Origin of the sequence: Syntrophotalea acetylenica, from assembly GCF_001888165.1 — a bacterium.
Classification (GTDB): Bacteria; Desulfobacterota; Desulfuromonadia; order Desulfuromonadales; family Syntrophotaleaceae; genus Syntrophotalea; species Syntrophotalea acetylenica.
In genome coordinates, this window is the sequence record NZ_CP015455.1 from 1,150,811 (window position 1) to 1,177,658 (window position 26,848).

The window sequence follows — 26,848 nt, forward strand, 5'->3', positions numbered from 1 at the left end:
GCAGGCTGCGATTGTGAGATGCCGGCCCCACGGCATGCAAGACACAAGGCCGGGCGCACAGTGCCCGGCCTTGTTTTTTACTCGCGCATACTCTTCAAGCTTCCTCGCGCCTTCTTTACCAGGGTGCCGGCGCCTTCGCCGGTGGAATCGCCATGCTTCGTCTTGACCAGATCATCGAAAACGTTCTGACGTACAATCCCCGCGCCGATGTCGATGCATTGCGCAAGGCCTATGTGTACAGCGCCAAGGTGCATCGGGGTAAATCCCGCGTTTCGGGTGAACCCTATCTGGGCCACAGCCTCGAAATTGCCTTTATCCTGACCCGTCTCAAGATGGACGTCGCCACCATTATCACCGGTCTGCTGCACGATATTCTGCAGCAGGAGCTGGCGGATATCAATGAGCTGCAAGCTGTTTTTGGTGCGGATGTCGTAGAACTGGTGCAGAGCCTCACCAAACTCGGGCGTATCTCTTTTATTACCAGCGAAGAGCAGCAGGCGGAGAATTTTCGCAAGATGCTGCTGGCGATGGCCAGCGACATCCGCGTGATACTGGTCAAGCTTGCCGAGCGTCTGCACGACATGCGCACACTTGAGGGCAGGAGTGCCGAGGAGCAGCGGCGTATCGCCCAGGAGACCCTCGATATCTATGCGCCGCTGGCCAATCGCCTCGGTATCAGCTGGATGAAGTGCGAACTCGAGGACCTGTCTCTGCGCTACGTTCTGCCGGAGGTGTATTGCGATCTGCACTCCAAAGTGACGCAGCGGCGCAAGGATCGCGCCGGCTACGTCGAGGAAGTGCGCAAGCAGTTGTGTGACAAGATGCGCGAGAATGGCATCGAAGGGGAATGTTACGGCCGCCAGAAGCACCTGTATTCCATCTGGCGCAAGATGCAGCGCCAGGGGATCGAGTTCGAGCAGGTTTATGACCTTATCGCCTTTCGCGTTATCGTCGGGGATGTGCGGGATTGCTATGCCATGCTCGGCGTGATCCATGCTGCCTGGAAACCGATCGCCAGCCGCTTCAAGGACTATATCGCCATGCCCAAGGCGAATTTGTACCAGTCCCTGCACACTACGGTCATCGGTCCCTACGGAGAGCGCATGGAGGTGCAGATTCGCACCGAGGACATGCACCGGGTCGCCGAGGAAGGTATCGCCGCCCACTGGAAATACAAGGAAGGCCGCGGCGGCCAAAGTATCGTGACCAAGGACGAGAGACAGTTCGGCTGGCTGCGGCAGATGCTGGATTCCCAGCAGGAATTCGCCGATTCCCATGAATTTGTCGGCTCCGTCAAGGTCGATCTGTTCTCCGAGGAGGTCTATGTTTTTACCCCCAGGGGGGAGGTCAAGGCGTTTCCCCGGGGGGCGACGCCCATCGATTTTGCCTACAGCGTGCACACCGAAGTCGGCAACCGTTGCGTGGGCGCCAGGGTCAACGGCAAGCTGGTGCCGCTGAAGACGCCGCTGAGCAACGGCGATGTGGTGGAGGTGGTTACCTCGCCGAACCAGACGCCGAGCAAGGATTGGCTTAAGTTTGTCGTCACCTCGCGGGCGGCCAGCAAGATCCGGCACTGGGTCAAGACCCAGCAGCGGGAGAAGAGCATCGAGCTCGGCAAGGAGCTTCTGGAAAAACGACTGCGCAAATTCGGCTGCAGTCTCAAGAAAATCCTGGCCTCCAGGGAGTTCGCGCAGTGCTTGCAGGATCTTGGCTATCATACGTCCAGTGATCTGCTTGCGGGCATAGGCTACGGCAAGGTTCCCTTGGGGCAGATTGTCAGTCGGGTCGTTCCCGTTGGAAAGCTGCATCCCGAAACGGAAGAAAAGGCAAGGGCGGCCACGGAGACCGGGGCGCCGGCCAAAAAGCCATCGAGCGCCATCAAGATCCAGGGCATTGGCGATATCATGGTGCGTTTCGCGAAGTGCTGCAACCCGCTTCCCGGCGATCCGGTGGTCGGTTTCATTACCCGTGGTCGCGGAATTACCGTGCATACGGTCGATTGCCCCAGCGTCCTGGAAAGCGATGCGGAACGGCGGGTCGAGGTTGAATGGGATATCAAGAAAAAAGCGCCACACACGGCCCGCATTCGTCTTGCAACCGAAGACCGCAAGGGGGTCCTGGCCAGCGTCAGCAATGCCATCAGCGCTTGCGAAGCGAATATTGCCAGCGCCACCGTGCAGCGCACCAGGACCCACAAAAGTATGATCGTTTTTGCGGTTGAAGTCGTCGACGTCGAACATCTCAACCGTGTGATCAATGCTCTGCATCAGGTCAAGGGGGTTTATCAGGTAGAGCGATTGCGGCACTGACCTTTCAGCGAGGAGATATGACCATGAGCATCCAGGCCATCGCGACATCCCAGGCACCGGCCGCCGCAGGACCCTATTCCCAGGCGGTGCGCGCCGGTGATTACCTGTTTTTTTCAGGCCAGATCCCCCTCGACCCCGCCTCCGGACGGGTGGTCGGGCAGGATGCGGAAGCGCAGGCCCGTCAGGTTCTGCAAAATATCGGTGCGGTATTGTCCGCGGCGGGACTTGGTTTTGACAAAGTTGTCAAGACCACCGTGTTTTTGGCTGACATGGCGGATTTCGAAGTCATAAATCGGGTTTATGCGGGATATTTCGGTGATCTGGCGCCGGCTCGGTCCACGGTGCAGGTGGCGGCTCTGCCGAAAAAGGTGCGGATTGAAATCGAGGGGATCGCCTACGCGGGGCTGTAAGCCACCGGGGAGGCCAATGTTGATTTGAGCATGAATGCGAAAGGGGAAGCCGGACGGCTTCCCCTTTCAAGATCCGATTATCGCAAGGTCCGGATTAAACGGCCTTGGTCACCGCACCGGAACGCAAACAGCGCGTGCAGACCTTGATGGACTGCACTTTGCCTTTGTGCAGGGCCCGGATTTTCTGGAGATTCGGATACCAAACCTTGCGGGTCTTGTTCTGCGCATGGCTGACATTATTGCCAGTGGTCGGTTTTTTACCACAGATATCGCATACTCTGGACATGTTCTTACCTCCTGGAAATTTAGAGCGGCTATATGTACCATGTAGGGCCGCGTATTGCAACCTCTTTTTATGCTGTCGTCGGCCGTAGCAAGGCGCGGTCAGAGCAGGGCAGCGTCTGCATGCGTAATCCGGCTCGCGGTTCGAGCCGCTTCATCTCAAAGGTCTTCCTCGCTGAAAACACGCAGGCCGCTGCGTTGCAGCAGTGCGCTCGTCACCCCTTTGCCGGCGACCCGAGCGCCGTTCCGGCAGATACGGTGAACGCCGCAGGAAGGGCTACCGTCCTTGAATAGCGCCTGCTGGCAGCCCGCCAGACGGGCGATTTCCAGAGTCCGGGTCGCTCCCTGGATAAACAACCGGCTCATTTCAATCCGGTTTTCGTTTATCAGGTTTCCCGAACCGTCGAGCACATCCGTGCCGTCGCCGCAGGCAAAAAACGTCATGGGCCGCGGGGTTGCCAGTCCGGCCAGTTGCTCCGGGCACACCGGCACGGGAATCATGCCGCACTGTCTCAGGTAATCCAGCGCCTTTTGGTTATGCTTGGCTCTGCCGTCATAGCGGGTCGGAAGGCCGAGCAGGCAGGCGCTGACCAGAATGGCTTGTGGCTTCATGGTTTCTCGCAGACCGGATAGAAAGGCGACGCGGAACTTACGGGATGGCTGGACTGGCCAGCGCCGTTTTATCAGCAACCTTCTGGTCGATGCGCACGCGGCGTCCTTCGATGCGCAACCGCCCTTCGGCATACAGCTGAATGGCGCGGGGGTAGATGCGATGTTCCTGCTCGAGAATGCGTCGGGCCAGGCTCGATTCATCGTCATCGTCGAGTACGGGAACGGCGGCCTGAATGATGATCGGACCGGTATCGACGCCCGGATCGACGAAATGTACGGTGCATCCGGCGAGTTTGACGCCGTATTCAAGCGCCTGCCGCTGCGCGTCGATGCCGGGGAAAGCGGGCAGCAGGCCAGGGTGGATATTCATGATGCGTTGGGGGAACGCGCTCAGAAACACCGGGGTCAGGATGCGCATGAAGCCAGCCAGGATCACCAGGTCGACCTCGGCCTGGCGCAGGGCATCCACCATCCGCCGGTCAAATGCTTCGCGGTCAGGGCAGTGTCGGTGGTCGACAACCACCGCCGGAATGCCGCAGCTACGTGCACGCTGCAGAGCGCCGGCCTGCGGTTTGTTGCTCAGAACCAGGACGACTTCAGCCGCCAGCTTGCCCTCCCGGCAACGGTCGATAATGGCCTGAAGGTTGGTGCCGCCGCCGGATGCGAGCACCCCGAGGCGCAGCTTTTTATTCATGCTGTTTTCCTGTCCCGCATCGACACCGGCGCCGCATGTCAAACCAGTACAACGGTCGGTTCGCCGTCTTCGGCACTCTTGGCGATCTCGCCGATCACAAAAGCGTTTTCCTTCAGACCGGTGAGGCGCACCATGATTTCCTCGACTTCCGCTTCGGGCACGACCAGCACCATGCCGATGCCGTAGTTGAGGGTGCGGTACATCTCCTCTTCGTCGATATTGCCGGCTTTGCGCAGCAATTCGAAGATGGGCTGCTTGGGCCAGCTGTCCTTGCGGATAATTGCCTGGCAGTTTTTCGGCATCATGCGGGGCACGTTTTCCACCAGGCCGCCGCCGGTGATGTGAGCCATGCCCTTGATCTGGAAGTCGCGCAGCAGATTGAGGATGGTTTTGACGTAGATGCGGGTCGGTGTAAGCAGTTCCTCGCCGAGCGGTCGTTCAAGTTCTTCCACCCTGGAGTCAACGCTCAGCCCGAGATGTTCGAACAGCACCTTGCGCGCCAGGGAATAGCCGTTGGAATGCAGGCCGCTGGAGGCCAGGCCGATGAGACGGTCGCCGACGGTAATGGTAGAGCCGTCGATAATGCTGCTATTGTCCACGATGCCGACGGTGAATCCGGCCAGATCGTATTCGCCTTCACTGTAAAAACCCGGCATTTCAGCCGTTTCGCCGCCTATCAGGGCACAGCCTGCCTGAATGCAGCCCTCGGCGATGCCCTTTACGATATCCTGGGCTTTTTCCGGAGAGAGTTTGCCGGTCGCCAGGTAGTCGAGGAAAAACAGCGGCTCGGCGCCCTGAACCACGATATCGTTGACGCACATGGCCACCAGGTCGATGCCGACGGTATCATGCTTGTCCATCATGAACGCCAGCTTGAGCTTGGTACCGACGCCGTCGGTGGAGGCGACCAGTGTCGGTTTCTGATATTTGTCGGCATGCAGGGAAAACAGGCCGCCAAAACCGCCGATATCGGTCAGCACCTCGGGACGCGAGGTAGCTTTCACCAGGGGTTTGATCAGCTGGACGAAACGGTTGCCGGCATCGATATCGACGCCGGCGTCTTTATAGGTCATTTTCTTGGGGTCGCTCAAAGGAACCTCTCTTCTTCTCTATGGCAAAAAGTGTGACGCCCATTTGTAAAACAACCTTTTTAGGTTGTCAACGCCAAAGTCCCATGTGGCGGGAAGGCTTGACTCTTTACAGACCCGCGCCGGTGCTTTATCATCTGCGAAATGTGTACGCTTTTGCCATCGGCGGACCCTGTGCGGCCGAACAGGCCGTTTTTCCCGACCGGGTGGCTTCCGTTCGGTCTGTTTTTGACGAAACCGCGTGAAAGTCTGAAAGGATGTCGTGTGCCGGGCCCAGCATCGGAGACCTATTCCATCCGTTCCATGGCGGTGGACGATCTTGCGGCGGTGGTCGAGCTTGAACGGCGCTGCCATGTCAATCCGTGGTCCGCGCGGCTTTTCGAAGAAGAACTTTGCAGGCCCCACGCTTTTATCGACCTGTTGTGCATGGCCGGGCGGATCGTCGGTTATGCCTGCTGCTGGCATGTTTGCGATGAACTGCATATTCTCAACATTGCCGTAGATCCCGCATGCCGCCGCCGCGGCCTGGGTGGAATGCTGCTTGAATACACGGTTCGCCGCGCTTGCCAGAAGGGGTGCGAGCGCGCCTTTCTCGAAGTGCGGGCCGGCAATCACGGGGCCATTCACATGTATCGGACCCGCGGTTTCGAAACTATCGGGCGGCGGGCGAATTATTACGCCGATGGCGAAGACGCCATACTCATGGAACGGAAGATGCGCGGCGATTGAGAGGTTGGAGGCGAGGGCTTCCGCGCAGGCCGCACAATAAAGACAAATATAGCCAATTTTTCCAACGACGGAACGGTTTTATGCAAAATTTTCATACATCCATCATTTCCAACCTGGAGTTGTCGCCGGGTTATTTTCGCATGCGGATTCTGGCTCCCGGTTTTGTGGCGACCGCCAAACCGGGCCAGTTCGTCATGGTTCGTATCGGTAACGGTCTGGAGCCGCTGTTGCGGCGGCCTTTCGGCATTTTCCGCACCGGTTTTTTGCCGGCTGATTGCCAGGGCCTGCCGGACAAGGAATATGTGGAGATCCTCTACAAGGTGGTCGGCAGCGGTACGGCACTGCTTCGGGACCTGCATCGGGGCGACAGGGTCGAACTGCTGGGGCCGCTGGGCAACGGTTTTGATATGCAGCCAGCCGCCGAACAGATCCTGGTCGGCGGCGGCATCGGCCTGGTGCCCCTGTACATGCTGGCGCGGCAACTGGTCAAAACCGGCCGGGTGCGGCTGCTCATGGGGGGGCGTTGCCGGGACGACATTCTCGCCGTGACCGAATTTGAACGGCTGGGCGTGGCGACCTATGTATCGACAGATGACGGTTCGCTGGGCGAGGAAGGCCTGGTGACCGACGTGCTGCGGCGCAAACTCGAAAAATTTCCCGGCGCCGCGATTTATGCCTGCGGTCCGATGCCGATGCTGCGCGCCGTGCACGATCTGTGCAGCGCGCATCGAGCTCCGCTGCAGGTTTCGCTGGAGGCGTTCATGGCCTGCGGCGTCGGAGCCTGCCTCGGGTGCGTGGTCAAGGGGGCCGGACATAGCGAGGCCGATCCCCATTATCTGTGTACCTGCAAGGAAGGTCCGGTATTCCGTTCCGAGCAACTTGAATGGGACAAGCTCGAAGCGGGGCATGAGGATTGCGGCTGCGAGGAGGAACGGGCATGAACGAAAACGCTCCCGTATGCGGCAGGAAGCCCGGTCTGGCAGTGGAAATTGCCGGCCTGCGGCTTAAAAACCCCGTCATGCCCGCTTCCGGAACCTTCGGCTATGGTCAGGAATACGCGCCGTTTTTCGACCTTGATGAACTTGGCGCTATCGTGACCAAGGGGCTTTCCCTGCATCCCAAGGCCGGCAATCCCACGCCGCGCATCGCTGAAACGACCAGCGGCATGCTGAACGCCATCGGCTTGCAGAATGTCGGCGTTGATGTTTTCATTAGGGAAAAAATGCCGTTTCTGCGGCAGTTTCGCACACCGGTGATCGTCAATTTCTTTGGTAACAGCCTGGAAGAATACGGGGAAATGGCCCGGCGCCTGTCGGACTTGCCCGAAGTCGCCGCGGCGGAACTCAACATCTCCTGCCCCAATGTCAAAAAAGGCGGTATCGTGTTCGGTACCGATCCGCTGGCTGCCGCGGAGGTCGTGTCGCTGGTCCGCCGCCATATGGACAAGCCCCTGATCGTCAAGTTGACGCCGAATGTCACCGATATCACGATCATGGCGCGGGCGGTCGAAGAGGCCGGTGCGGATGCCATCTGCTGCATCAATACCCTGACCGGCATGGCGGTCGATGTCCGCCGTCGATCACCGCGGCTGGCCAACCTGACCGGTGGGCTGTCCGGGCCGGCCATTCGTCCGGTGGCGGTGCGCATGGTTTATCAGGTGGTACAGTCGGTGAAGGTGCCGGTCATTGGCGTCGGCGGCATCACCTGCGCCGAGGATGCGCTCGAGTTCCTGATTGTCGGAGCTCGCGCCGTTCAGGTAGGGACAGCCAATTTTGTCGATCCCCGGGCAATGCCCGGAATTGTCGCGGGACTGGAGGACTATTGCCGCACCCAGGGGTGGACGATATCAACGAGGTTATCGGTTCTCTGCGCGTATCCTGACAATGGCGCGCACAGGTGCCGGTTGTTTGCGGTTGTCCAAAGGGCCCGCGGGTCTGTCCCGATCGTTTTTTCATAGCAACCGGTGATCCTGTATGGACGTCATAACCACGCATATCAACGCTGATTTCGATTGCCTGGGCGGCATGATTGCCGCCCGGCGCCTCTATCCCGATGCTGCGATGGTGTTCGCCGGAGCGCAGGAGCGCGGTCTGCGCGAGTTTTTCATGCAGAGCGCCTTTTATGCCTACGAGTTCAAGCGCATCCGGGATATCGATCTGGATGCCATCACGCGGCTGATTCTGGTCGATGTCTGTCAGGCCGAGCGCATCGGGCCTTTTGGCGAAGTGGCCACCCGTCCAGGTGTCGAAGTTCATATTTACGATCATCATCCCAACAAACCTCACGCCCTGCATGGCAGTGTCGAAGTGATTCGTCCGGTCGGTTCGACGGTGACGGTTCTGACCCATCTGTTCATGGAGCGCGGCATCCATCCCACCCCCGATGAAGCCACCATGATGCTGCTCGGCCTGTACGAGGATACCAGCAAGCTGCTTTCTCACGCCACCTCCGCCGCCGATTACCAGGCCGCCGCCTATCTGGTCGAACACGGCGGCAACCTCAACACGGTGTCCGATTTTCTGGTTCAGGAGTTGACGTCGGACCAGGTGTCCCTGCTGCACGAATTGCTGCAATCTCTGACCGCCATCAACGTCAACAGTGTGGATATCCATATCGCCCACGCTTCCATCGATAATTTTGTCGGCGACCTGGCGATACTGGCGCACAAAATCAAGGATATGAAGACCCTGGATGCGCTGTTCGTGGCGGTGCGCATGGGGGACCGCATCTTCATGGTTGGCCGTTCGCGTATTCCCGAAGTGCCGGCCGGGGATATTCTCGAGGAGTTTGGCGGCGGCGGACACGGATTTGCCGCTTCGGCCACGGTCCGGGACATGACGCTGGTGCAGGTCCTGGAAAAACTGCCGGCCGTGCTGAGGCGCCATGTCAATCCGCACTGGGAAGCGCGTCATATCATGTTTTCGCCGGTGAAAACCGTGCAGGTCGCGGATACCATCGCCCAGGTGCGGGAGATTCTGACCCGCTACAACATCAATGCCCTGCCGGTTCTCGACGGAGAACGGGTTGTCGGCATCATTACCCGACAGGTCGCCGAAAAGGCTGCGCACCACCTGCTGGAGAGTGTGCCGGTCGCCGAGTACATGAACAGCGATTTTGCTTCGGTCAGGCCGGAAATCTCTCTGCGGGAGCTGCAGGACCTGATCGTCGGGCGGCATCAGCGTTTTGTGCCGGTGGTGGAAAACGGCCAGCTGATCGGCGCCCTGACGCGTACCGACCTGTTGCACCATATGGTTTCGGGAGCGGTGGCGCGCCGGCGCCAGGGGATCGGCGAGCCTGGCAACGGTCTGACGCTGAAAAGACGCGTGGTGGCGCATCTGCTGCGCAACCAATTGCGCGAACCGCTGCAGAAACTCCTGTTCCATATCGGCGAGGTTGGTGATTTTCTGGGACAAAACGTGTTCGTTGTCGGCGGCTTTGTGCGGGACCTTCTGCTGCGCCAGGAGAATTTCGATATCGATGTGGTCGTCGAAGGGGACGGCATCGGCTTTGCCGAAGAGTTTGGGCGACGGCATGGCTGCCGGGTGCGGGCACACCGGAAATTCGCCACCGCCGTGCTGGTTTTTCCCGACGGGTTCAAGATCGATGTCGCTTCGGCTCGCACCGAATACTACCTGGAGCCGGGCGCCTTGCCGACGGTGGAAACCGCCTCCATCAAACTCGACCTTTACCGGCGGGATTTTACCATCAATACCCTTGCCATCGCCATGAATCGCGCCCATTTCGGGGAACTGCTCGATTATTTCGGCGGTCAGAGCGATCTGCGGGAAAAAGCCATCCGGGTACTGCACAACCTCAGCTTTGTCGAAGATCCGACACGCATGTTCCGCGCCATCCGTTTCGAACAGCGGCTGGCGTTTCAGCTCGGCAGGCATACCGAGCATCTGCTCAAAAGTGCGGTGCGCATGGGATTCCTGGAAAAAGTCAGCGGCCCGCGGGTGTTCAATGAGATGCTGCTCATCCTTCGAGAGCCGGATCCTCTGCCGGCCATCGCCCGCCTTGACGAGTTGGGGCTGCTGGCCTATATCCATCCCCGCATGTCCTGCCGGTCGGAGATCAACAGGCTGCTGGCTGCCGCGAAACGGACCGTGGACTGGTATGAGCTGCTCTATACCGGTGAGGGTTGCCAGCGCTGGCAGGTTTTTTTCCTGTGCCTGTTTTCCGGGCTTGACGAGTCGGAAGTGAATCAGGTGCTGCGGCATCTCGGCATGCCGCCACGCTACGCGGAGTTTTTCGGTCCCGAACGGGAGACGGTGCACCGGATTGTGCATCAGCTTGAATGGCGCTGCTCCCAACGTCGGAACTTGTCCAATAGCGAAGTTTACCGGATGCTGCGGGAGCTTCCTATCGAAGCCCTGCTCTACGGCATGGCGCGGACCGAACATGAAGAAGCACGACGCCTGATGTCACACTTTGTCACCCATCTGCGCTCGGTGGTCAGCCTGATAGGGGGGCGGGATCTTCAATCCATGGGACTGAAGCCCGGTCCGTGCTACGGGGAGATTCTCAACAAGCTGGTTGCGGCCCGTCTGGATGGCCTGGTGTCCACGCGCGAGGACGAATTGCGGTTGGTGCGGAGGCTGCTTGCCGGCTAATTTGTTGACCCATCCCGGGCCTTTTGCTAAAAGACACCGAAGCGGGTTATTGTTCGGTGCGGAGAATTGATGGAGATAATTTTTCAGAAATTGTCAATCATACTGGTGCCTGGCCTGCTGGCTATTACGCTGCACGAGGTCGCCCATGGCTGGGTGGCCGACCGGTTGGGCGATCCGACCGCCCGCCTGCTTGGCCGGTTGACCCTCAACCCCTTCAAACATCTTGATCCTGTCGGCACCTTGCTGCTGTTTTTCATTGGCTTCGGATGGGCACGCCCGGTGCCGGTCAATCCGGGCAATCTGCCAAATCCTCGACGCAACATGCTTTGGGTTGCGCTAGGCGGTCCGACCGCCAATCTGGGGTTGGCCCTGTTTTCCGCACTGTTGCTCAGGGGGCTGGGACGCATGCCGACAAACGGGACCGGCATGTCGGCGCTGGCCATGCTGCTGGAGCCGCTCACCCTGATGGTGGCTTTCAGCGTGTATATCAATCTGGTGCTGATGATCATCAACCTCGTTCCGGTGCCACCGCTGGATGGCGGGCGCGTTCTGGCCGGGCTGTTGCCCGAACGGGCTGCCGCGGCCATGGCACGGCTCGAACCGTTCGGTTTTTTCGTGGTGATCATTCTGTTCTTTTTTTCACCTTTGGCGGAACGCGTGCTGTGGCCGTCGGTCGGTTTTCTGACGGCGCTGCTGACCGGGCCTCAACTGGTGCTGGTGCAGAAGGTTTTTGCCATTTTGTTCAGGTCCTAGCCTATGCCGTATGAAATCGAACTCGAGATGTTCAAGGGGCCGCTTGATCTTTTGCTGCATCTGATCAAGAAGCACGAAATGGATATTTACGATATCCCCATTGCCGAAATAACCTCCCAGTATCTGCAGGCGCTTGACGCCATGCGGGCTCTCAATCTTGATGTGGCGGGCGAGTTTCTGGTCATGGCGTCGACGCTGGTGCATATCAAGTCCCGCATGTTGCTGCCTCTGGCGCCTGATCCGGAGCCCGACGAAGAGGACATCGATCCCCGTGCCGAACTTGTCAGCAGGCTTCTGGAATATCAGCGCTACAAGGATGCCGCTGCCGTTCTCGATGCCAGTCCGATGCTGGGCAGGGATGTGTTCGGCCGCGCCTGCGTCGTGCCGTCCGAACTGCAGGCCGGCGATGCGGAACTGCAACCCGTCGGCGTCTTTGAACTGGCGGAGGCTTTACAACGGCTGCTGCAGGATGTTTCGCCGGAACCGGTTCATCAAGTGGTGCGGGAACGATTGTCGGTCGCCGAGCGGGTTGCCATGGTGCTTGAGGCTTTGAAGGATTGTCAAAGTCTGGCGTTTGAAACCCTGTTGCCCGGTCCACTCACCCGGGAAGAACTGGTGGTAACCTTTCTGGCCGTGCTCGAATTGGTGAAACTGCGCCTGGTGCGCATTATGCAGAACTGCCGTTGCGGCGCCATCTGGCTGTTTCCCGGTGTGGTTGACGGTCAAAGGGAGTTGCCGTTGCAGGACGAATCCTTTGGATACTGCTGACCTCAGAGCTGTTCTGGAAGCCTTGCTTTTCACGGCGCCGGGCCCGGTTCGCATCGAGCAGCTCGCGCTGGCGATCGAGGTCGAGCCCCGCATGGTAGCCAAAGCGCTGGATGAACTGCGGGAAGAATACCGCCGCGCCCGAAGAGGGTTTGTGCTGGCGGAGCTGGCCGATGGGTATCAACTGCGCAGCCGTCCCGAGCATGCCGAATATATCCGCCGCCTGCAGGTCAGCCGCCCGGCGCGTATTTCCCGCGCCGCGCTGGAGACGCTTGCCATCATTGCCTACCGGCAACCCGCGACCCGGGCCGATATCGAGTACCTGCGCGGTGTCGACTCCGGAGGCGTGATCAAGAGCCTGCTGGACAAACGCCTGGTACGAATCGCGGGCAAAAAGGATATGCCCGGGCGTCCCCTGCTGTATGGCACCAGCCGGGAATTTCTGGAGTTTTTCGGTTTGCGCTCGCTGGAGGATCTGCCCAGCCTGAAGGAGTTCACCGAGCTGACCGCTGAAAGCGAAACCCTGCTGCTCGACTTCGAGGCCGAGTCATCGGAACCCCAGACAGAACCGTGACGTAAAACGTCGGGTTGGCGGAGAACGGATAAAAAACATTCATGATGAAACAGCGATTGCAAAAACTGATTGCCGTTGCCGGTCTGGCCTCGCGCCGCAAGGCCGAAGAATGGATTGCCGCGGGGCGCGTAACCGTCAACGGCACGGTTGCCAAAATCGGTGAGCAGGCCGATCCGGACAGGGACCGCATCCTGGTTGACGGGCGCCCGCTGCCACGGCCCGAGGCGCCGGTCTGCCTGTTGTTGTATAAGCCGATCGGGTACGTTACGAGCCGGCGTGATCCCAAGGGGCGCCCGGTGGTCACCGACCTGCTGGGAAAAATCAACGCTCGCCTGTACCCTGTAGGCCGCCTGGACCTCAATACCGAAGGTTTGTTGCTGCTGACCAATGACGGAGACCTGGCCTGGCGGCTCAGCCATCCGCGCCACGAGGTGGGTAAAACCTATCTGGTGCGAATGCAGGGGAGTCTGTCCGACGAATCGCGCCGAAAACTGGAGGCGGGGGTCTTGCTTGAAGATGGCCCGACCGCTCCCGCGCAGGTGTCGAATGTTCGCAAGGCGGGCAGTCACACCTGGCTGGAGTTGACGATTCACGAGGGGCGCAACCGTCAGGTCCGGCGCATGTGCGAGGCTGTCGGCTGCCCGGTGAGCCGGCTGAAGCGCATCCGCTATGCGTTTCTCGACCTTGGGACGTTGCGTCCCGGACAGTGCCGGCAATTGAGCCCTGCCGAGGTGGCGCGTCTGAAGGCCTTGTAAAAGGGCTCATGCCGCAACCGGTGCATGACCTCGACGCTTGTTTTGCCGGCCACTTTGCCGGCCACTGTTTAATCTTGAAAAACAAGCATTTTTCCATAGTTTTCCGATTTCCTGTGGTGCTTGACAGGTCGGATGAAACTGGTTTAAATTGACCCTCTGTCAATTAACCTTCATACAACGGGTGGATGGCTTTGTCCAAAAAGGATAAGCTGCTTCAGGCAGCGCAAAAAAACATTCAAAAAGGGCAGTGGCTCAAGGCTGCCAGGGATTTCCAGAAGGTGTTGGAAACCGATCCCAAGGATGTCCGCACCCGCCAGCGGCTCGCTGAATTGCTCGGTCGCGCAGGCTGCCGGGATGAATCCCTGGAGGCCTACGAAACCGTCGCCAAATCCTATGCGGATAATGGCTTTTATCTCAAGGCCATTGCCGTTTACAAGCAGATGCAGAAGATCGATCCCTCCCTGGCGAAGGTCTATCGTCGGCTTGGCGAGTTGAATGAAAAACAGGGCCTGATCGGAAATGCCCTGGGGGAGTATCGGCAGCTGGCCGAACTGTTCGAATCCTCCGACAAGGGCGAAGAGCTGATCGAAGTTCTGGAAAAGATGAAGGAGCTCGATCCGGAAAACAGTGCCTTGCGGTTGCGGATCTGTCAGGCTTGCTTCCAGTACGGTTCTCAGGACAAGGCCCGGGGCGAACTGCAGGAAGCACTGGCTTTGCTTGATAAGCTCGGGAATGCCGCGGCAGCTCTCCGGTTCAAGGATCTGGTGCGGTCCTGTCTGCCCGATGATATGCCGCTGGCCATCGAGATGGGTCAGGTGCTTCTGACCTGTGGCCAGCCGGAAGAAACGCTGGCGTTGCTGGACCGAAACACCGAGGGGCACCCGCAGCACAAAGCGGTATTGGCGTTGCGGGCCCGGGCTTATCGCGCGCTGGAGGATTATGCCGCTGAACGCCAGATTTACGAGGGGTTGCTGACAGAGGAGGAGGCGAATCTCGATTACCGCGAAGGATTTGTCAGGGCCTGTCTGGCCACAGGCGACGACCGTCAGGCTCTCGATCGACTGGAGGAGTGGAAAGCGGGGTTTCTTGAAGGGGAACGCCTGGCCACCCTGAAGGCGTTCTACGAGCAATTGCAGGGCACCTGCGGCGAAGACGACCGGGTGCGACAGACCCTGCACGATATCTATGAAAATACCGGAGAGGGGTCCAAGCTGTTCGATCTGCTTTCCGGTGATCAGCTTCAGTCCGAGCCGTCAGACGCTGACGGCGCTGAGTCGGATGCCCCTGGCGAGTGGTTTGGCAGCGATCTGCTCGATTCCGGGGAAAGCCACGATTTTTTGGCCGACGGGGCAGTCGTGCCGGAGTCGGCGCAGCAGAATTCTTCCACGGACCAGGCTCCCGGGCAGGACACCTGGCCCACCGGGGACATGACCTCGTTGCCGGCGGATGCCGATGATAGCCTCGATCTTGACCTTGACGGGATGGCCGACAATGTTTCCGGAGCGGCTTCGCCCGATGGGGAGGAGGAAACCGGGATCGAACTCGCATTTGATCTCGAACTTGAACTGGACCTGCCGGCGGATGACGCTTCCGAAGAGGATTTGCCGGAGGCCAGTCTGGTAGAGGAGCTGCTTCCGGCATCCGGGCAAGAGCAAGACCTCCAGGATGGCCCGGAGCGCGACGGTTCGGAGTTTGATGTGGTGGGGGCCGAGGATAGTGGCCCCATCGAAGCTGCTGATGCCGATGCCAACCTGTTTGATGACAGCCAGGTCGAAACAGCCTCTTCCGGCGATGACGGGGAACTGGCCGATTTTCAGCGCGAACTGGGTGCCGTATTTGAAATGGATTCCTTCGATCTGGAGGATGATGACGAGCCGGACCTGACCAGCGATCTGGAGGAGGCCGAGTTTTATCTGCAGCAGGATTTTCTGGAGGATGCCCGGCAAAAATGCCAGGCCTTGCTTGAAACGCACCCGCACTGCAAGGAAGCGGACGAAATGTTGCGGCAAGTCGAGCAGCGGTTGGCCGAAAAGCCGTCCATGCCCGTTGCTGGCTCCGGCAGCTCGCAGGCAGGCGGCACATCCTCGGCTTCGCGAACGGTTCAGGAAAACAGGGAACACAGCAGACTGCAAGGGAACATCTCTGCTTTCAGAAAAGGGATCGAGGATGCTGTGGCGCAGGACGATTGCGAAACCCATTTCGATCTTGGCATCGCTTACAAGGAAATGGGGCTGTTCGACGAGGCCATGGAAGAATTCAAAAAGGCCATGGGGCATCCGCGCCGTTTCATCGATGCGCTGACACTCACAGGGGTCTGTCTGATCAGCAAGGAAGAGTTCGAGGCGGCTGCCGAACTATTCAAACAAGGCTTGCACCAGGAAGGGCTTGCCGAAAGCGATCGATTAAATCTCTATTTTGAACTCGGACAGCTTTATCTTGCCTGGGGCCGTCCGCTGGATGCTCTGGACAGTTTCCAGCAAGTGGCCGACACCGATATATCTTATCGCGAAGTCGGGGACCACATCTGCAGGCTGCGTGATGAGCTTGGGCTGGATGATGGCGGCGGGTCTGGCGGAGCTTCCGGCGGGTCCGGCAGCAGCAGGGTTTCCTATTTGTAGTTGTTCTCCGGGTCCGGCCGCGTTTGCGGGTTGCTTGCATTTTTGCCGGCAGCCGGGTGTTTTTGTCCGGAAATCCGGATAAACAGTGTCGACAGGCGGGACGATTGAGGGTGGGTGGATGAGTTATCTTGAGCATTTCGGGCTGGATCGGGAACCTTTTTCCAACGCGCCGGATGCACGGTTTTACTACAACAGCGAGCAGCATCGTCAGGCGATGTTGCGCTTGATGCATGTTGTGGATTCAAACAAGGGCCTGGCGGTGGTTATCGGGGGTGTGGGTACGGGGAAAACGACCCTGGCGCGACGCATGCTCGATTTTCTTGATGAAGAAAACTACGTGGCGTCACTGCTGGTCATGGTACATTCCGGAGTGACTCCCGAATGGATTCTGACCCGCATCGCCTTGCAGTTGGGGGTTGACGCACCGGCCCCGGATCGCATGGCCCTGCTCAAACAGCTGTATGACCGACTTATTGAAATCGAGGCTTCCGGACGTAAGGCGGTAGTGCTGATCGACGAGGCACAAATGCTGCAGACACGGGAGCTTATGGAAGAATTTCGCGGCTTGCTCAATCTGGAGATTCCTGCAAAGAAACTGCTCAACATCCTGTTTTTCGGTCTTCCGGAGGTGGAGGACTGTCTGCGCCTGGATGAACCCCTTGCCCAGCGGGTTTCCGTCAAATACCGATTGCAGTCCTACACCCATGCCACCGCCGAGGCGTATATCAGCCATCGTCTGCAGGTTGCCGGAGCCATCGATGACATCATGGCACCCGAGACCATCCCTCTTATTCACAGCTATGCGGGGGGAGTGCCGCGGCTGATCAACACCATCTGTGACAATTGTCTGTTTGAGGCTTTTTTGCAGAAACACGACCGGGTTACGCTGCCGATCGTCGAAACCGTTGCCGGCGATCTCGGCTTGTCGCGGCAGAGGTCCGAATCCTTTTCGACCACCCTCCAGGCGGAACCTTCCGAGGATATCGACGACATCGGGGATATTGACGAGATGCTCGATTCCCTTGAACGGAAATTCTGAATCCTGCCTTTTTATCCGTTTCAATCCGGAGGCTGGCCCTCCGTGGAAGAATCGGTGATCCGTACTGCTTCCCGAAATAGCGAGGACAGGTGTCCCAGAAGATTCACATACTGCCAGAATCCCTGTGCAACCAGATTGCCGCCGGAGAGGTCGTTGAAAGGCCGGCTTCGGTGGTCAAGGAATTGGTGGAAAATTCACTTGATGCCGGCGCCGACCGCATCCAGGTGGAAGTGGAAAATGGCGGGAAGCGTCTGATCCGGGTAACGGATAATGGCAGTGGCATGTCGCGCGAAGACGCTTTTTTGTGTCTGGAAAGACATGCGACCAGCAAGCTGCGCATGGAACAGGACCTGTTCCGCTTGACGACGCTCGGTTTCCGTGGCGAAGCGCTGCCTTCCATCGCGGCGGTATCAAGGCTGGTTCTGCGCACCCGGCTTGCCGAGGCCATGGAGGGCTGGGAGATTCTGGCAGAGGCCGGGATGATTAAACACTCGGCCGCCGCAGGCGGGGCTCCGGGAACCAGTATCGAGATTCGCAACCTGTTTTTCAATACGCCGGCACGGCGCAAATTTCTCCGACGCGATGAAACGGAACTGGGACACATCGGCGAAACACTGACCCGGTTGGCCCTTTCCTGCCCGGAGGTGTGTCTGCGTTTCGTGCATAACGGGCGCGTGCTTTGGGACGTCAATCGGCAGAAAACCCTTGTTGAAAGGGTCGCCGAACTACTGGGTAGAGAAGCTGTGCGCAGCATGATCCATATGGATCAACAGACTCCCGAAGGCCTGCGGTTACACGGGCTTATCTCGCAGCCCGGCCTGAACCGGGCGGGGCTCGGCGGCGTCTACACTTTCATCAACGGCCGATATATACGCGACCGGGTGGTTCAGCATGCCCTCGGTGACGCATACCGCAACCTGTTGCCCCGGGGCCGGCATCCGGTGGTCGTGCTGTTTCTTGATATCGAGCCATCGCAGGTTGATGTCAATGTGCATCCGACCAAGCATGAAGTCCGCTTTCGGGAACAGAGCGCGGTGCATGACTTTATCGTGCAGGCACTGCGAAGCCGTCTGCGCGGACCGGCGCCACCCGCAGCAGTGTTGCCTGTCGAGGGCGTCCTGTCCCGCGGGTCTGCTGGTCAAGGGGACGAGCCTCAGCCAGCCCCGGTTCTGACTGGGTTTGCCGATGCCAGCCGGCCTCCCGCACCCGTTGCGACAGGCAGGACCGCCGGGACAAACAGGGAGCGCGCGGACCTTCCCGCCCAGGACAAGCCCCGCGTGCAGGAGATCCCTCCCCGCTACACCGTGGCAGCAGAGCAACGTGTGTCTCCGGCAAAGGATCCTCCCCGTAACGCCGCCGGTTTGTTTGACGGGCCGGAAGGGCAGATGCGCGTAGATGGCCCTGGATCCGAAGGTTTTTTTTCCAGCCTCAGGATCCTCGGGCAGTACCACAACAGTTATCTGGTATGCCAGACCGGCATGGATCTGGTGCTTGTCGATCAGCATGCCGCCCATGAGCGCATCGGCTTCGAGCAACTGAAGCAGCAGTACCTTTGCGGCAGGGTCGAACGGCAAATGCTGCTGTTTCCCAAGGTGCTCGAATTCGATTTTCGTCTCTCCCAGGCCGTCAAGGAGCATCAGGACACTTTTGCCCGTCTCGGTTTCTGTCTCGACCATTTCGGTGGCAACGCCTACGCGCTCAAGGAAATTCCGCAACTGTTGAGAGAGTCCGACATCGAGCAGCTGGTGCGCGATCTGGCCGAGGATCTGGCTGTTATGGGCCGAAGCCGGCTGGTGGAAATCGAAATGGAGACGGTTTTGATCAGAATGGCCTGTCACGGCATGGTCCGGGCGAATCAGAAACTGGCTCAGGAAGAAATGCGGGCATTGTTGGAACTTCTGGATCAAACCCCGTTCAACAGTCACTGTCCTCATGGCCGCCCAACCTGTATAAGCTGGTCCCTGAGTGATGTGGAGCGGCTTTTCAAGAGGGCCTGATGAAGACGGATACACAGGATACCCGTCCGCCGGTTGTCGTTGTGTGCGGACCGACGGCGGCGGGTAAAACGGCTCTGGGCGTGCGACTGGCCGATCATCTGCCGGTGGAAATCATATCCGCCGATTCGCGGCAGGTTTACCGCCGGATGGATGTTGGAACGGCCAAGCCATCCGCTGCCGAACGTTCCGCCGTTTGCCATCATCTGATAGATGTCGTGGATCCGGATGAGAGTTTTACCGCTGCCGATTTCGTTTGTCAGGGACGCCGGGCGCTGAACGATATTCTGCAAAGAGGCCGGCTGCCGTTGGTCGTTGGCGGCACCGGATTGTACATACAGGCTTTGCTGCACGGCCTGGTCGATGTCCCCGGCGGAAATTCCGCCCTGCGGGAGTCCTATCTGCAGTTGGAGGAGCAGGGTGGCAAGGGGACATTGCATGCGCGGCTGCAGAACATCGATCCGGTTCTGGCCCAGCGTCTCGACCCCCATGATCTGGTGCGCATTGTGCGGGGTCTGGAGGTTCACGCACTGTGCGGCCGCCGGCTTTCAGAGGTACAGGCCGAGCAGGACGGTCAGGTATCGCCATTTCGCGTGTTGACACTGGCCGTGACGCTGCCTCGCGAGGATCTGTACGCGCGCATCGACCAGCGGGTTATACAGATGCTGGATGCTGGCCTGGAACAGGAAGTCGCGCTGCTGCTCGCATCGGGGCTGCCGGAGGATTCCAGGGCCATGCAGACTATCGGGTATCGGGAAATGGTTCAGTATCTCAAAGGGGTTTTGCCTCTGGATGAAGCGCTTCGGCTTATGCAACGCGATACGCGACGATACGCCAAGCGCCAGCTGACGTGGTTTCGAAAGGTTAAATCGATAATTTGTCTTGATTCCTCTGCAGAGTTTGCTAAGGTATTGAAGTTAATTGACAGTTTTTTTTATGCTGCATAAAAGGAGTGGCTATGTCCAAGACGCCGTTTAACATTCAAGATCAGTATCTGAACCAGGCCCGCAAGGAGCGTGTGCGGGTAAACATTATCATGATGTCCGGTGACAAACTGGACGGCTTTATCAAGTCCTTTGACAGTTTTTGTGTGCTGATCGAAAGCAAGGGGGATCTGCTGCTGTACAAGCATGCGATTTCCTCGATTACTTCGGCGGATGGATCGTTCCGATTGCACGGTGGTCGCGATTAATCGTAATTGAAAAGGCGCCGATCCGCTCCAGGGGCTCCTGCTGAATATCGTGATTTTTTTCAGTCGGGGCCTTTTTTGTCCCGTCTGCCCAGGGTATGATTACGCCCTGTCTGCCGCGATCAGGTGCTGATGGCTGGACGGTGGCGGCTGTCTTTGACGGCATGGGCCTTCCGGGCACAACGGCACCGCCGATATCGGGCCAAACGATATCGGTTCAGGGTTTTTTTGTGGACCATTCTTCATGACATACGATAAGGACTGGAAGCTCATCGACATGCAGGCTGCGGCGATGCTCGACTGCGGAAAATGGCAGGAAGCCGTCCGCTTGTACCGGCAAGCCCTTGCTGCCGCCGGACCCGTTGCCGATCTGTATGCCGGACTTGGCGAAGCCTATGCCGAAGGAGGCCGGATCGAAGACGCGATGGCAGCTTACCAGGAGGCGCTTGCACTGGATCCTGAGAATGCAGATGGTCTTTTTGCACTCGGAGACCTGTATTTTGAGCTGGGGCAGGAACAACAGGCGCTTGCGTGGTATGAAAAACTGCTGTCCCGTTCGGATGAATCCGCCGAGGCATTGACGAGGATCGGCTTGGTTTACGCTGCTCGGCAGGACTTTGAGCGGGCACTTCAATATATGAAACAGGCGCGGCAGGCCGATCCGGCCTCTGCCTTTGCCGCAGCCGGATTGGGGGAACTGTACGTTTCTCTCGGGCAACCGGACAAAGCATTGCCTTTGTTCGAGGAAGCTTTGCGTCTAGATCCGGACGATCCGCACATTTTGTTGAACCTGGCGGATCTGCGATACGATCTGGGGGATAGCGGCGGTGCCGAAAAACTGTATCGCCGCGCTCTGGAAATAGAGGAAGACATTCCGGAGCTGCATCTTGCCCTGGGCAACCTGATGCTCGATCAGGATCAAACGCGGCAGGCCCTTGGCCATTATCGCCGTTTTCTTGAGTTGGAAAAAGCCCCGCAGTCCGGGAATCTGCGCAAGGAAGTCGCTGCATTGGCAGAAGGACTGGAGGAGGAACTGGCGCAAACTTCCCAAAAATCCGGCAAAAAACCTCGAAAATAAAAAGGGCAGCCCGATCGGGCTGCCCTTTGGCTTCATATTCAACAACCGCAGCTTATTTCTTTTTGCCGCCGGAAGCCTTTTTGGAAGCTTTGAGGGGGTTGATCTTCTGGTTGGCGGTGACAATTTCCACTTTTTTATGGGTGGCGATGTTGCACAAACCCTGTGCCCACTTCCGCGCGGGGGAAGGGCAGGCCGAACAGACCTGGCCAATGGAGCTGTCGACGATGCGTTCGCAACCCTGACATTCCTCAACGATGGGCTGGCAGGAATTGCCTTCGAAGATGCAGCCGTTTTTGGTCCAGAAGGTACACTCGGTACCGGGTTGGATAGTTTCACATTTCATGGGATCCAGATGCCTCCTTTATGTCGTTTTCCGAAGGAAAATTTCGGTCTTAAAGACGCCCATTATTTAACAGCTTGGTAAAATTTGTCAACGATTAATTCCTCGGGGCATGCCTGTGTGTGCATTGATGCACATGGCTTGTCTGCCGCGGGGCGGAAGGAAAGTTTTGTATATGGACCGTGACTGGGAAAAAATCTGCCAGCGCTGTGGGCGCTGCTGCTACGAAAAAATCGAGTTCGAAGGTGAAATATATTATACGGACGAGCCTTGCCAGTACCTGGATCTCAAGACGCACCTCTGCCGTGTCTACCCCCAGCGTTGCATGGTCCGTCCGGGGTGTGTTGCCCTGACTCCGGAACTGGTCCGGCAAGGTTTACTGCCCGCCGATTGCCCGTATATCGCTCATGTTTTGCGTTCAGCGGGAACAAAGCTTGATAAACCGCGCGATTGACCACCCCCACCTGCGCGAAACCTGCTGTGTTTTTGTGTTCTGGCCGGATAGGCGGGCTTTGCGTTGGGCCGCGCCGGGCATTGGTGGCCTGATGGTGTCACCTGCGAGGATTCAGGTTACAATAAAGTGAGAAGAGCGATGCCAGGGATTATCTGCCGGGTACGGTTCCGGAGTCGGCTGCGCCCGCAACCAGGAGGGATATCATGCACAAGATAAGGTTCGGTACGTCCGGGTGGCGAGGAGTTTTTTGTGAGGATTTTACCCTCGATAATGTCCGGGTGGTCACCCAGGCCATTGCCGACTATCTGCGTTCCCGGGGGTTGCAGACACGAGGTCTGGTCGTCGGTCACGACAGCCGCTTTCTTGGGGAGAAATTCGCTCGTGAAACGGCGTGCGTGCTGGCAGGCGACGGCATTCCCTCCTGTTTGTGCAACCGCGATACGCCAACGCCCGCCATTGCTTTTGAAATCATACGCCGCCGGGCGGCAGGAGGGATCAACTTTACCGCAAGCCATAACCCCGCGGATTACAACGGCATGAAGTTTTCTCCCGCGTCGGGCGGGCCGGCTCTGCCCGAAGTTACAGAGGAGATCGAGCGTCGCGCCAATGCCATGCTGGGGGAAATCTGTTATCGGGCCATGCCGATCGAGGATGCTTTTCGCGAGGGGCTGATCGAGGAAATCGATGCCCGGCCGGCTTACCAGCAGGCGGTTGCCAAACTGGCGGATCTGCAGGCTATAGGCCGCTCCGGAATGGGGTTTGCCGTCAACCCTCTGTATGGCACATCCCGAGGGTACCTCGACCGGATGCTGCGGGAGGCCGGCGCGCGGGTAGTGTGCATCAATGCCTGTCGCGATCCTTACTTCGGAGGTTTTCCTCCGGAACCGGCGCGTAATTATATCGGGGATTTCATCGATCTGGTCAAGGGCGACGATTCCATCACGATCGGCCTCGCCACCGACGGCGACGCCGACCGCTTCGGCATTCTCGATGGTGACGGCACCTTCATCGAGCCCAATTATTTCCTTGCGCTGCTCTACGATTACCTGATTCAGGTGCGAGGTATGCGGGGCGCGGCGGCAAGATCGGTGGCCACATCGCATTTCATCGACGCTGTCGCCGCCTATCATGGCTACCGGGTTCATGAAACGCCGGTAGGTTTCAAGTATATCGGAGAACTGATCCGTTCCGGGCAGATTCTGTTGGGAGGGGAGGAGAGCGCCGGCCTCACCATCGCCGGCCATGTTCCCGAGAAAGACGGTATTCTTGCCTGCCTGCTCGCCGCCGAGATGGTGGCCGTGACCGGCAAGTCCTTGAGTATGCAACTGCAGGATCTTTACAAGCGCGTCGGCAGTTTTCATACCCGGCGCAAGGACATCCGCCTGTCCGCCGCGGTCGAGGAAACCTTTGCCGACAAAATGGCGATTTTGCCTGATTCCATCGGTGGCTGGCGGGTCACCGAAGTGGTCACCGTTGATGGCTGGAAATTCATGCTGGAAAACGAGGCCTGGATTTTACTGCGCAAATCGGGAACCGAACCGGTCGTGCGCCTCTACTGTGAAGCGCGCAGCGAAAAGGATCTGGAACATCTGGTCGCAGCCGCCCGAAACTTTATAGCGGCATAGCGGCACGGCTGAAGAAAGGGGCGAAGGAATGTCTCAAACACGTCGTTACTGGTTACTGAAGTCCGAGCCGGGCTGTTTCTCCATCAGTGACCTCCAAAACAGTCCGCAAGGCATTTCTTCCTGGGATGGCGTGCGCAATTATCAGGCCCGCAATCTCCTGCGGGATGAAATCCGGACAGGCGACGGAATTTTATTCTATCACAGCAACATACCGGAACCGGCCATTGTGGGTGTGGCGCGCGTGGTGCGATCCGGCTATCCGGATCATACGGCGAGGGATCCCCGATCGGAGCATTTCGACCCGCGTTCCACCGAAGCGTCACCCATATGGTTCATGGTCGATGTGCAATATGTGGCGCATTTGCCGCACGCCCTGTCTCGCGAGGATCTCAGGCGCCACCCGGCACTCTCCGCCATGGAAGTGCTGAAAAAGGGCAGCCGCCTCTCTGTTCAACCCGTCAGCGCTGCCCAATGGCGCGATGTGCTTGTCCTGGGTGGGCGCCCTGAACTGTTGGAGGATCTATGAAGAAAGCAATACGTTATGCCGGCCTGGTTCTCGGGGGACTTGTGGCGCTGCTGCTTGTCATGCTGGCGGCGGCCAGGTTTCTGATTACTTCGGAACAGGTGCGAAGCGCCGTACTGCCTTTGGCCGAAAAGGCCCTGGACAGGGAAATCTCCCTCGGCGATATCGACATCCGTCTTTTTTCCGGCATCGTGCTGCATGATCTTACGATTCGCGATCAGCAGGGAGATGTTCCTTTCCTGCAGGCCGGCAGGGCGATGTTGCGCTACCGCTTCTGGCCTCTGCTCCGGTTCAGGGTGGTGGTGGACGAAATTCTTCTCGAACAGCCTTCGCTGAGGGTGGTACGGTTCGCGGACGGGCGGTTCAATTTCAGCGACCTGCTGGACAGGCAAAAGTCGGAAGGGGATCGCAAACAACGTTCCAACGGATCTTTCAGCCTGCTGATTTCCAAAATCCGGTTGTCCGACGGGCAGGTGCAATTCGTCGATTATCGTCCCGACCCTGACAGCGCCTTCACCCTGAATTTAACCGATTTCAACCTCCGTGCCGACGGAATCTCCCTGACCCGTCGGTTCCCCTTTGAAGCTGAACTTGCCCTCAACCAGGCACGATTGGCAATGGAAGGTGAGGCTGATCCCAGCGCCGGGCGGGTGCGAGCCAGGCTTCGGATGCAGGACCTGAGTCTCCCGGATTTTGAACCCTATTATGTAAAGCAGCGACCCGGGCGGATCAAGGCCTTGAAAATTGACAGCGATCTGGCGGTGGAGGGTACCCTTGAACAGCTGCAAAGCGCCGGACGGATTGCGCTGAAGGGATTGCATCTGAGCGCTTCGAAACCCGAGGGCAAAGACATTGCCGGTCTCGACATCAGCCTGGATTATGATATGCGGCTGGACCGGGCAGCCGCCGTGGCGGAGCTGGCACGAGGCGACCTGATGCTGGGAGGCCTGCCGGTTACCCTGCAGGGTCGTATCGAGCAGCTTGGAAAAAAACCTTTTATCAGGGGTCGTGTTGCGGCTACCAGGCTCGATCTGGCCGGTCTCTCCAAAAAGCTGCCAGCAGCTTTGCTGGGAAAACTTCCGGCATTGAACCCCTCAGGCATCGCTCACCTGCGCCTGCAACTGGAGGGTGCTCTTGACAAGCCCAAAGCCCTGCTTAAATCGGGTGAGATCCGCCTGGAAGGCGTCAGCGCCAGCGCAGGGGGGCTGCGTCCCCAGCTCAGCGGTCTCCTCACTCTGTCCGGTGACGGGCTGCAGGGTGAAAAAATGGAACTGCAACTGGGCGGCGATCGCGCATTGCTGGATCTGAAAGGGGAAAACCTGTTTGGAAAGCCGATACACATCAATTCGGCGATCAGAGCCGATCGGCTGCGGCTCGACGCCTTGTCGGGCAACAGGTCAAAAACTGCCCCGGTCACGAAATCCGCAGGCGGAACCGTGAAAAAACCTTTAGGACCTTTCAACCTTCCCGTCGAGGCAGTCGGTACCCTGCACGCTGTGCAGGCGCAATGGCGCGGCTTGCTGATCGAGGAGCTTATTGCCCGCTATCGTCTCAAGGATAACATCTTCACGCTGGAGCAACTTGCCGGAAAGACGGCGGAAGGGAGTTTCTCCGATACCGCCCGCATCGACCTGAGCCAACCGGGGTTGGCTTACCGGACGCACATCAAAACCAGCGCCATTCAGGCCGATCCCCTGCTATCCGTGCTGGCCCCCAGAATGGCCGGGACGGTCTTCGGAGCCATGAGTCTGGATGCCACCTTGCAGGGACGGGGAACGAGGCTGGCGGATCTCAAACAACATCTTGCCGGGCAGACGGATCTGAAGATTGTCAACGGCAAAATTACCGGTGCCGGTCTGGTGTCCGGATTGGCCGGGTTTCTCGATCTGGAGCAGTTGCGGGTATTGCGCTTTTCACAGGTTGCGGGGCATTTGGTGATAAAAAACGGCCGCATTCAGGTCGACGGCGATCTTGCGGGCGAGCAGGCAAGGCTTGCGCCAGCCGGCTCCGTTGGCATGGACGGGTCCCTCGATGTCAGTCTGCCGGTGCGGTTGGCTCCCGAACTGGCGGCGCATCTGGCCGGAAAAGATAAATTCAGCCGATTTCTCACCGATTCCCGGGGGTGGGGGTCTTGCCCGTCAGACTGACCGGAACGATCAAGGCGCCGCGTTTTGGTCTGGATACGGCGGCGCTCAGGGGCAGCATCCAGCAGGGGGTGAGGGAACAGCTGCAGAAGAAACTGCAGGAAAAACTGCTTCCTTTCAAGGATGACGGCACCTCACGGCAAACATCGGAACCGTCAGCGGCGCAGGACGAAAACGATGCCTCGCCAGACGGCCAGAGCGGGACGGAAGAAAAATTGCTCGAAGGGGTGATGAAGGGGCTTTTCGGAAAATAGAAGGGA

The 26,848-nt window shown here is 58.6% G+C and carries 25 protein-coding genes and 1 pseudogene; 21 read left to right on the forward strand and 5 right to left on the reverse strand.

The genetic code is table 11. The annotated features are described in order from the left end of the window. Positions 1 to 152 precede the first annotated feature (152 nt). Positions 153 to 2,309 (forward strand): RelA/SpoT family protein, encoded by a 2,157-nt coding sequence (locus tag A6070_RS05190; RefSeq protein ID WP_072287357.1) that lies wholly within the window; start codon positions 153 to 155, stop codon positions 2,307 to 2,309. Positions 2,310 to 2,332: 23 nt separating this feature from the next. Beyond that, a complete protein-coding gene (locus A6070_RS05195; RefSeq protein ID WP_072287358.1) occupies positions 2,333 to 2,719 on the forward strand; it encodes a RidA family protein in 387 nt (128 codons plus the stop codon). Positions 2,720 to 2,813: 94 nt separating this feature from the next. Here A6070_RS05195 and rpmB read toward each other — a convergent pair whose 3' ends face one another. From rpmB to purM, 4 genes are all read right to left on the reverse strand, one after another. Then, complete coding sequence (gene rpmB, locus A6070_RS05200) at positions 2,814 to 3,005, reverse strand: 50S ribosomal protein L28 (RefSeq protein ID WP_072287359.1); 192 nt, start codon at positions 3,003 to 3,005, stop codon at positions 2,814 to 2,816. Between the two features lie 155 nt (positions 3,006 to 3,160). Continuing rightward, the gene (locus A6070_RS05205) at positions 3,161 to 3,613 is read right to left on the reverse strand and encodes a 2-thiouracil desulfurase family protein (protein WP_072287360.1); all 453 of its coding nucleotides are present in this window, start codon (positions 3,611 to 3,613) and stop codon (positions 3,161 to 3,163) included. 37 nt (positions 3,614 to 3,650) lie between these two features. After that, positions 3,651 to 4,307 (reverse strand): phosphoribosylglycinamide formyltransferase, encoded by a 657-nt coding sequence (purN, locus tag A6070_RS05210; protein WP_072287361.1) that lies wholly within the window; start codon positions 4,305 to 4,307, stop codon positions 3,651 to 3,653. Between the two features lie 38 nt (positions 4,308 to 4,345). Beyond that, positions 4,346 to 5,380: a phosphoribosylformylglycinamidine cyclo-ligase gene (gene purM / locus A6070_RS05215; RefSeq protein WP_072288142.1), complete on the reverse strand. Its 1,035-nt coding sequence runs from the start codon at positions 5,378 to 5,380 to the stop codon at positions 4,346 to 4,348. Between the two features lie 279 nt (positions 5,381 to 5,659). Between purM and rimI the strand changes: the two genes are divergently transcribed. From rimI to A6070_RS05285, 14 genes and pseudogenes are all read left to right on the forward strand, one after another. Next, positions 5,660 to 6,124: a ribosomal protein S18-alanine N-acetyltransferase gene (rimI, locus tag A6070_RS05220; RefSeq protein ID WP_158514026.1), complete on the forward strand. Its 465-nt coding sequence runs from the start codon at positions 5,660 to 5,662 to the stop codon at positions 6,122 to 6,124. Between the two features lie 80 nt (positions 6,125 to 6,204). Then, a complete protein-coding gene (locus tag A6070_RS05225) occupies positions 6,205 to 7,065 on the forward strand; it encodes a dihydroorotate dehydrogenase electron transfer subunit (RefSeq protein WP_072287362.1) in 861 nt (286 codons plus the stop codon). Further along, positions 7,062 to 8,005, forward strand: a pseudogene (locus A6070_RS05230) (dihydroorotate dehydrogenase). Before A6070_RS05225 ends, A6070_RS05230 begins: the two are co-directional and overlap by 4 nt. Before the next feature lie 92 nt (positions 8,006 to 8,097). Next, entirely contained in the window at positions 8,098 to 10,737 is a 2,640-nt protein-coding gene (locus tag A6070_RS05235) for a CBS domain-containing protein (RefSeq protein ID WP_072287364.1), read from the forward strand. Between the two features lie 69 nt (positions 10,738 to 10,806). Further along, the gene (locus A6070_RS05240; RefSeq protein WP_072287365.1) at positions 10,807 to 11,490 is read left to right on the forward strand and encodes a site-2 protease family protein; all 684 of its coding nucleotides are present in this window, start codon (positions 10,807 to 10,809) and stop codon (positions 11,488 to 11,490) included. A 3-nt stretch (positions 11,491 to 11,493) separates the two neighbouring features. Beyond that, positions 11,494 to 12,258, forward strand: a complete 765-nt coding sequence (locus tag A6070_RS05245) for a segregation and condensation protein A (protein ID WP_072287366.1) — start codon at positions 11,494 to 11,496, stop codon at positions 12,256 to 12,258. Beyond that, entirely contained in the window at positions 12,245 to 12,829 is a 585-nt protein-coding gene (gene scpB / locus A6070_RS05250) for an SMC-Scp complex subunit ScpB (protein ID WP_072287367.1), read from the forward strand. The genes A6070_RS05245 and scpB overlap by 14 nt, the downstream gene beginning before the upstream one ends. A gap of 41 nt (positions 12,830 to 12,870) precedes the next feature. Further along, positions 12,871 to 13,584 (forward strand): pseudouridine synthase, encoded by a 714-nt coding sequence (locus A6070_RS05255; RefSeq protein WP_320360985.1) that lies wholly within the window; start codon positions 12,871 to 12,873, stop codon positions 13,582 to 13,584. Positions 13,585 to 13,775: 191 nt separating this feature from the next. After that, on the forward strand, positions 13,776 to 16,202 hold the full coding sequence (locus tag A6070_RS05260; RefSeq protein ID WP_158514027.1) for a tetratricopeptide repeat protein: 2,427 nt from the start codon (positions 13,776 to 13,778) through the stop codon (positions 16,200 to 16,202). A 118-nt stretch (positions 16,203 to 16,320) separates the two neighbouring features. Continuing rightward, entirely contained in the window at positions 16,321 to 17,241 is a 921-nt protein-coding gene (locus A6070_RS05265; RefSeq protein ID WP_072287369.1) for an ExeA family protein, read from the forward strand. 89 nt (positions 17,242 to 17,330) lie between these two features. Continuing rightward, positions 17,331 to 19,238 (forward strand): DNA mismatch repair endonuclease MutL, encoded by a 1,908-nt coding sequence (mutL, locus tag A6070_RS05270; RefSeq protein WP_072502002.1) that lies wholly within the window; start codon positions 17,331 to 17,333, stop codon positions 19,236 to 19,238. Then, positions 19,238 to 20,182, forward strand: coding sequence for a tRNA (adenosine(37)-N6)-dimethylallyltransferase MiaA (gene miaA / locus A6070_RS05275; protein WP_072287370.1), 945 nt, complete (start codon positions 19,238 to 19,240; stop codon positions 20,180 to 20,182). Before mutL ends, miaA begins: the two co-directional genes overlap by 1 nt. A gap of 11 nt (positions 20,183 to 20,193) precedes the next feature. After that, positions 20,194 to 20,427 (forward strand): RNA chaperone Hfq, encoded by a 234-nt coding sequence (gene hfq / locus A6070_RS05280; protein WP_072287371.1) that lies wholly within the window; start codon positions 20,194 to 20,196, stop codon positions 20,425 to 20,427. 241 nt (positions 20,428 to 20,668) lie between these two features. Beyond that, positions 20,669 to 21,502: a tetratricopeptide repeat protein gene (locus tag A6070_RS05285; protein WP_072287372.1), complete on the forward strand. Its 834-nt coding sequence runs from the start codon at positions 20,669 to 20,671 to the stop codon at positions 21,500 to 21,502. A gap of 52 nt (positions 21,503 to 21,554) precedes the next feature. Here A6070_RS05285 and A6070_RS05290 read toward each other — a convergent pair whose 3' ends face one another. Beyond that, positions 21,555 to 21,845: a PxxKW family cysteine-rich protein gene (locus A6070_RS05290; protein ID WP_072287373.1), complete on the reverse strand. Its 291-nt coding sequence runs from the start codon at positions 21,843 to 21,845 to the stop codon at positions 21,555 to 21,557. Between the two features lie 172 nt (positions 21,846 to 22,017). Here A6070_RS05290 and A6070_RS05295 point away from each other — a divergent pair, with 172 nt between their 5' ends. The 5 genes from A6070_RS05295 (at position 22,018) to A6070_RS05315 (ending at position 26,842) form a co-directional block, all read left to right on the forward strand. Beyond that, the gene (locus tag A6070_RS05295) at positions 22,018 to 22,296 is read left to right on the forward strand and encodes a CxxCxxCC domain-containing protein (protein WP_072287374.1); all 279 of its coding nucleotides are present in this window, start codon (positions 22,018 to 22,020) and stop codon (positions 22,294 to 22,296) included. 203 nt (positions 22,297 to 22,499) lie between these two features. Beyond that, a complete protein-coding gene (locus A6070_RS05300) occupies positions 22,500 to 23,921 on the forward strand; it encodes a phosphoglucomutase/phosphomannomutase family protein (protein WP_072287375.1) in 1,422 nt (473 codons plus the stop codon). A gap of 28 nt (positions 23,922 to 23,949) precedes the next feature. Further along, entirely contained in the window at positions 23,950 to 24,447 is a 498-nt protein-coding gene (locus A6070_RS05305) for an EVE domain-containing protein (protein WP_072287376.1), read from the forward strand. Then, a complete protein-coding gene (locus A6070_RS05310; RefSeq protein ID WP_072502006.1) occupies positions 24,444 to 26,591 on the forward strand; it encodes an AsmA family protein in 2,148 nt (715 codons plus the stop codon). Before A6070_RS05305 ends, A6070_RS05310 begins: the two co-directional genes overlap by 4 nt. Further along, positions 26,576 to 26,842, forward strand: coding sequence for a hypothetical protein (locus A6070_RS05315; RefSeq protein WP_072502008.1), 267 nt, complete (start codon positions 26,576 to 26,578; stop codon positions 26,840 to 26,842). Before A6070_RS05310 ends, A6070_RS05315 begins: the two co-directional genes overlap by 16 nt. Positions 26,843 to 26,848 lie beyond the last annotated feature (6 nt).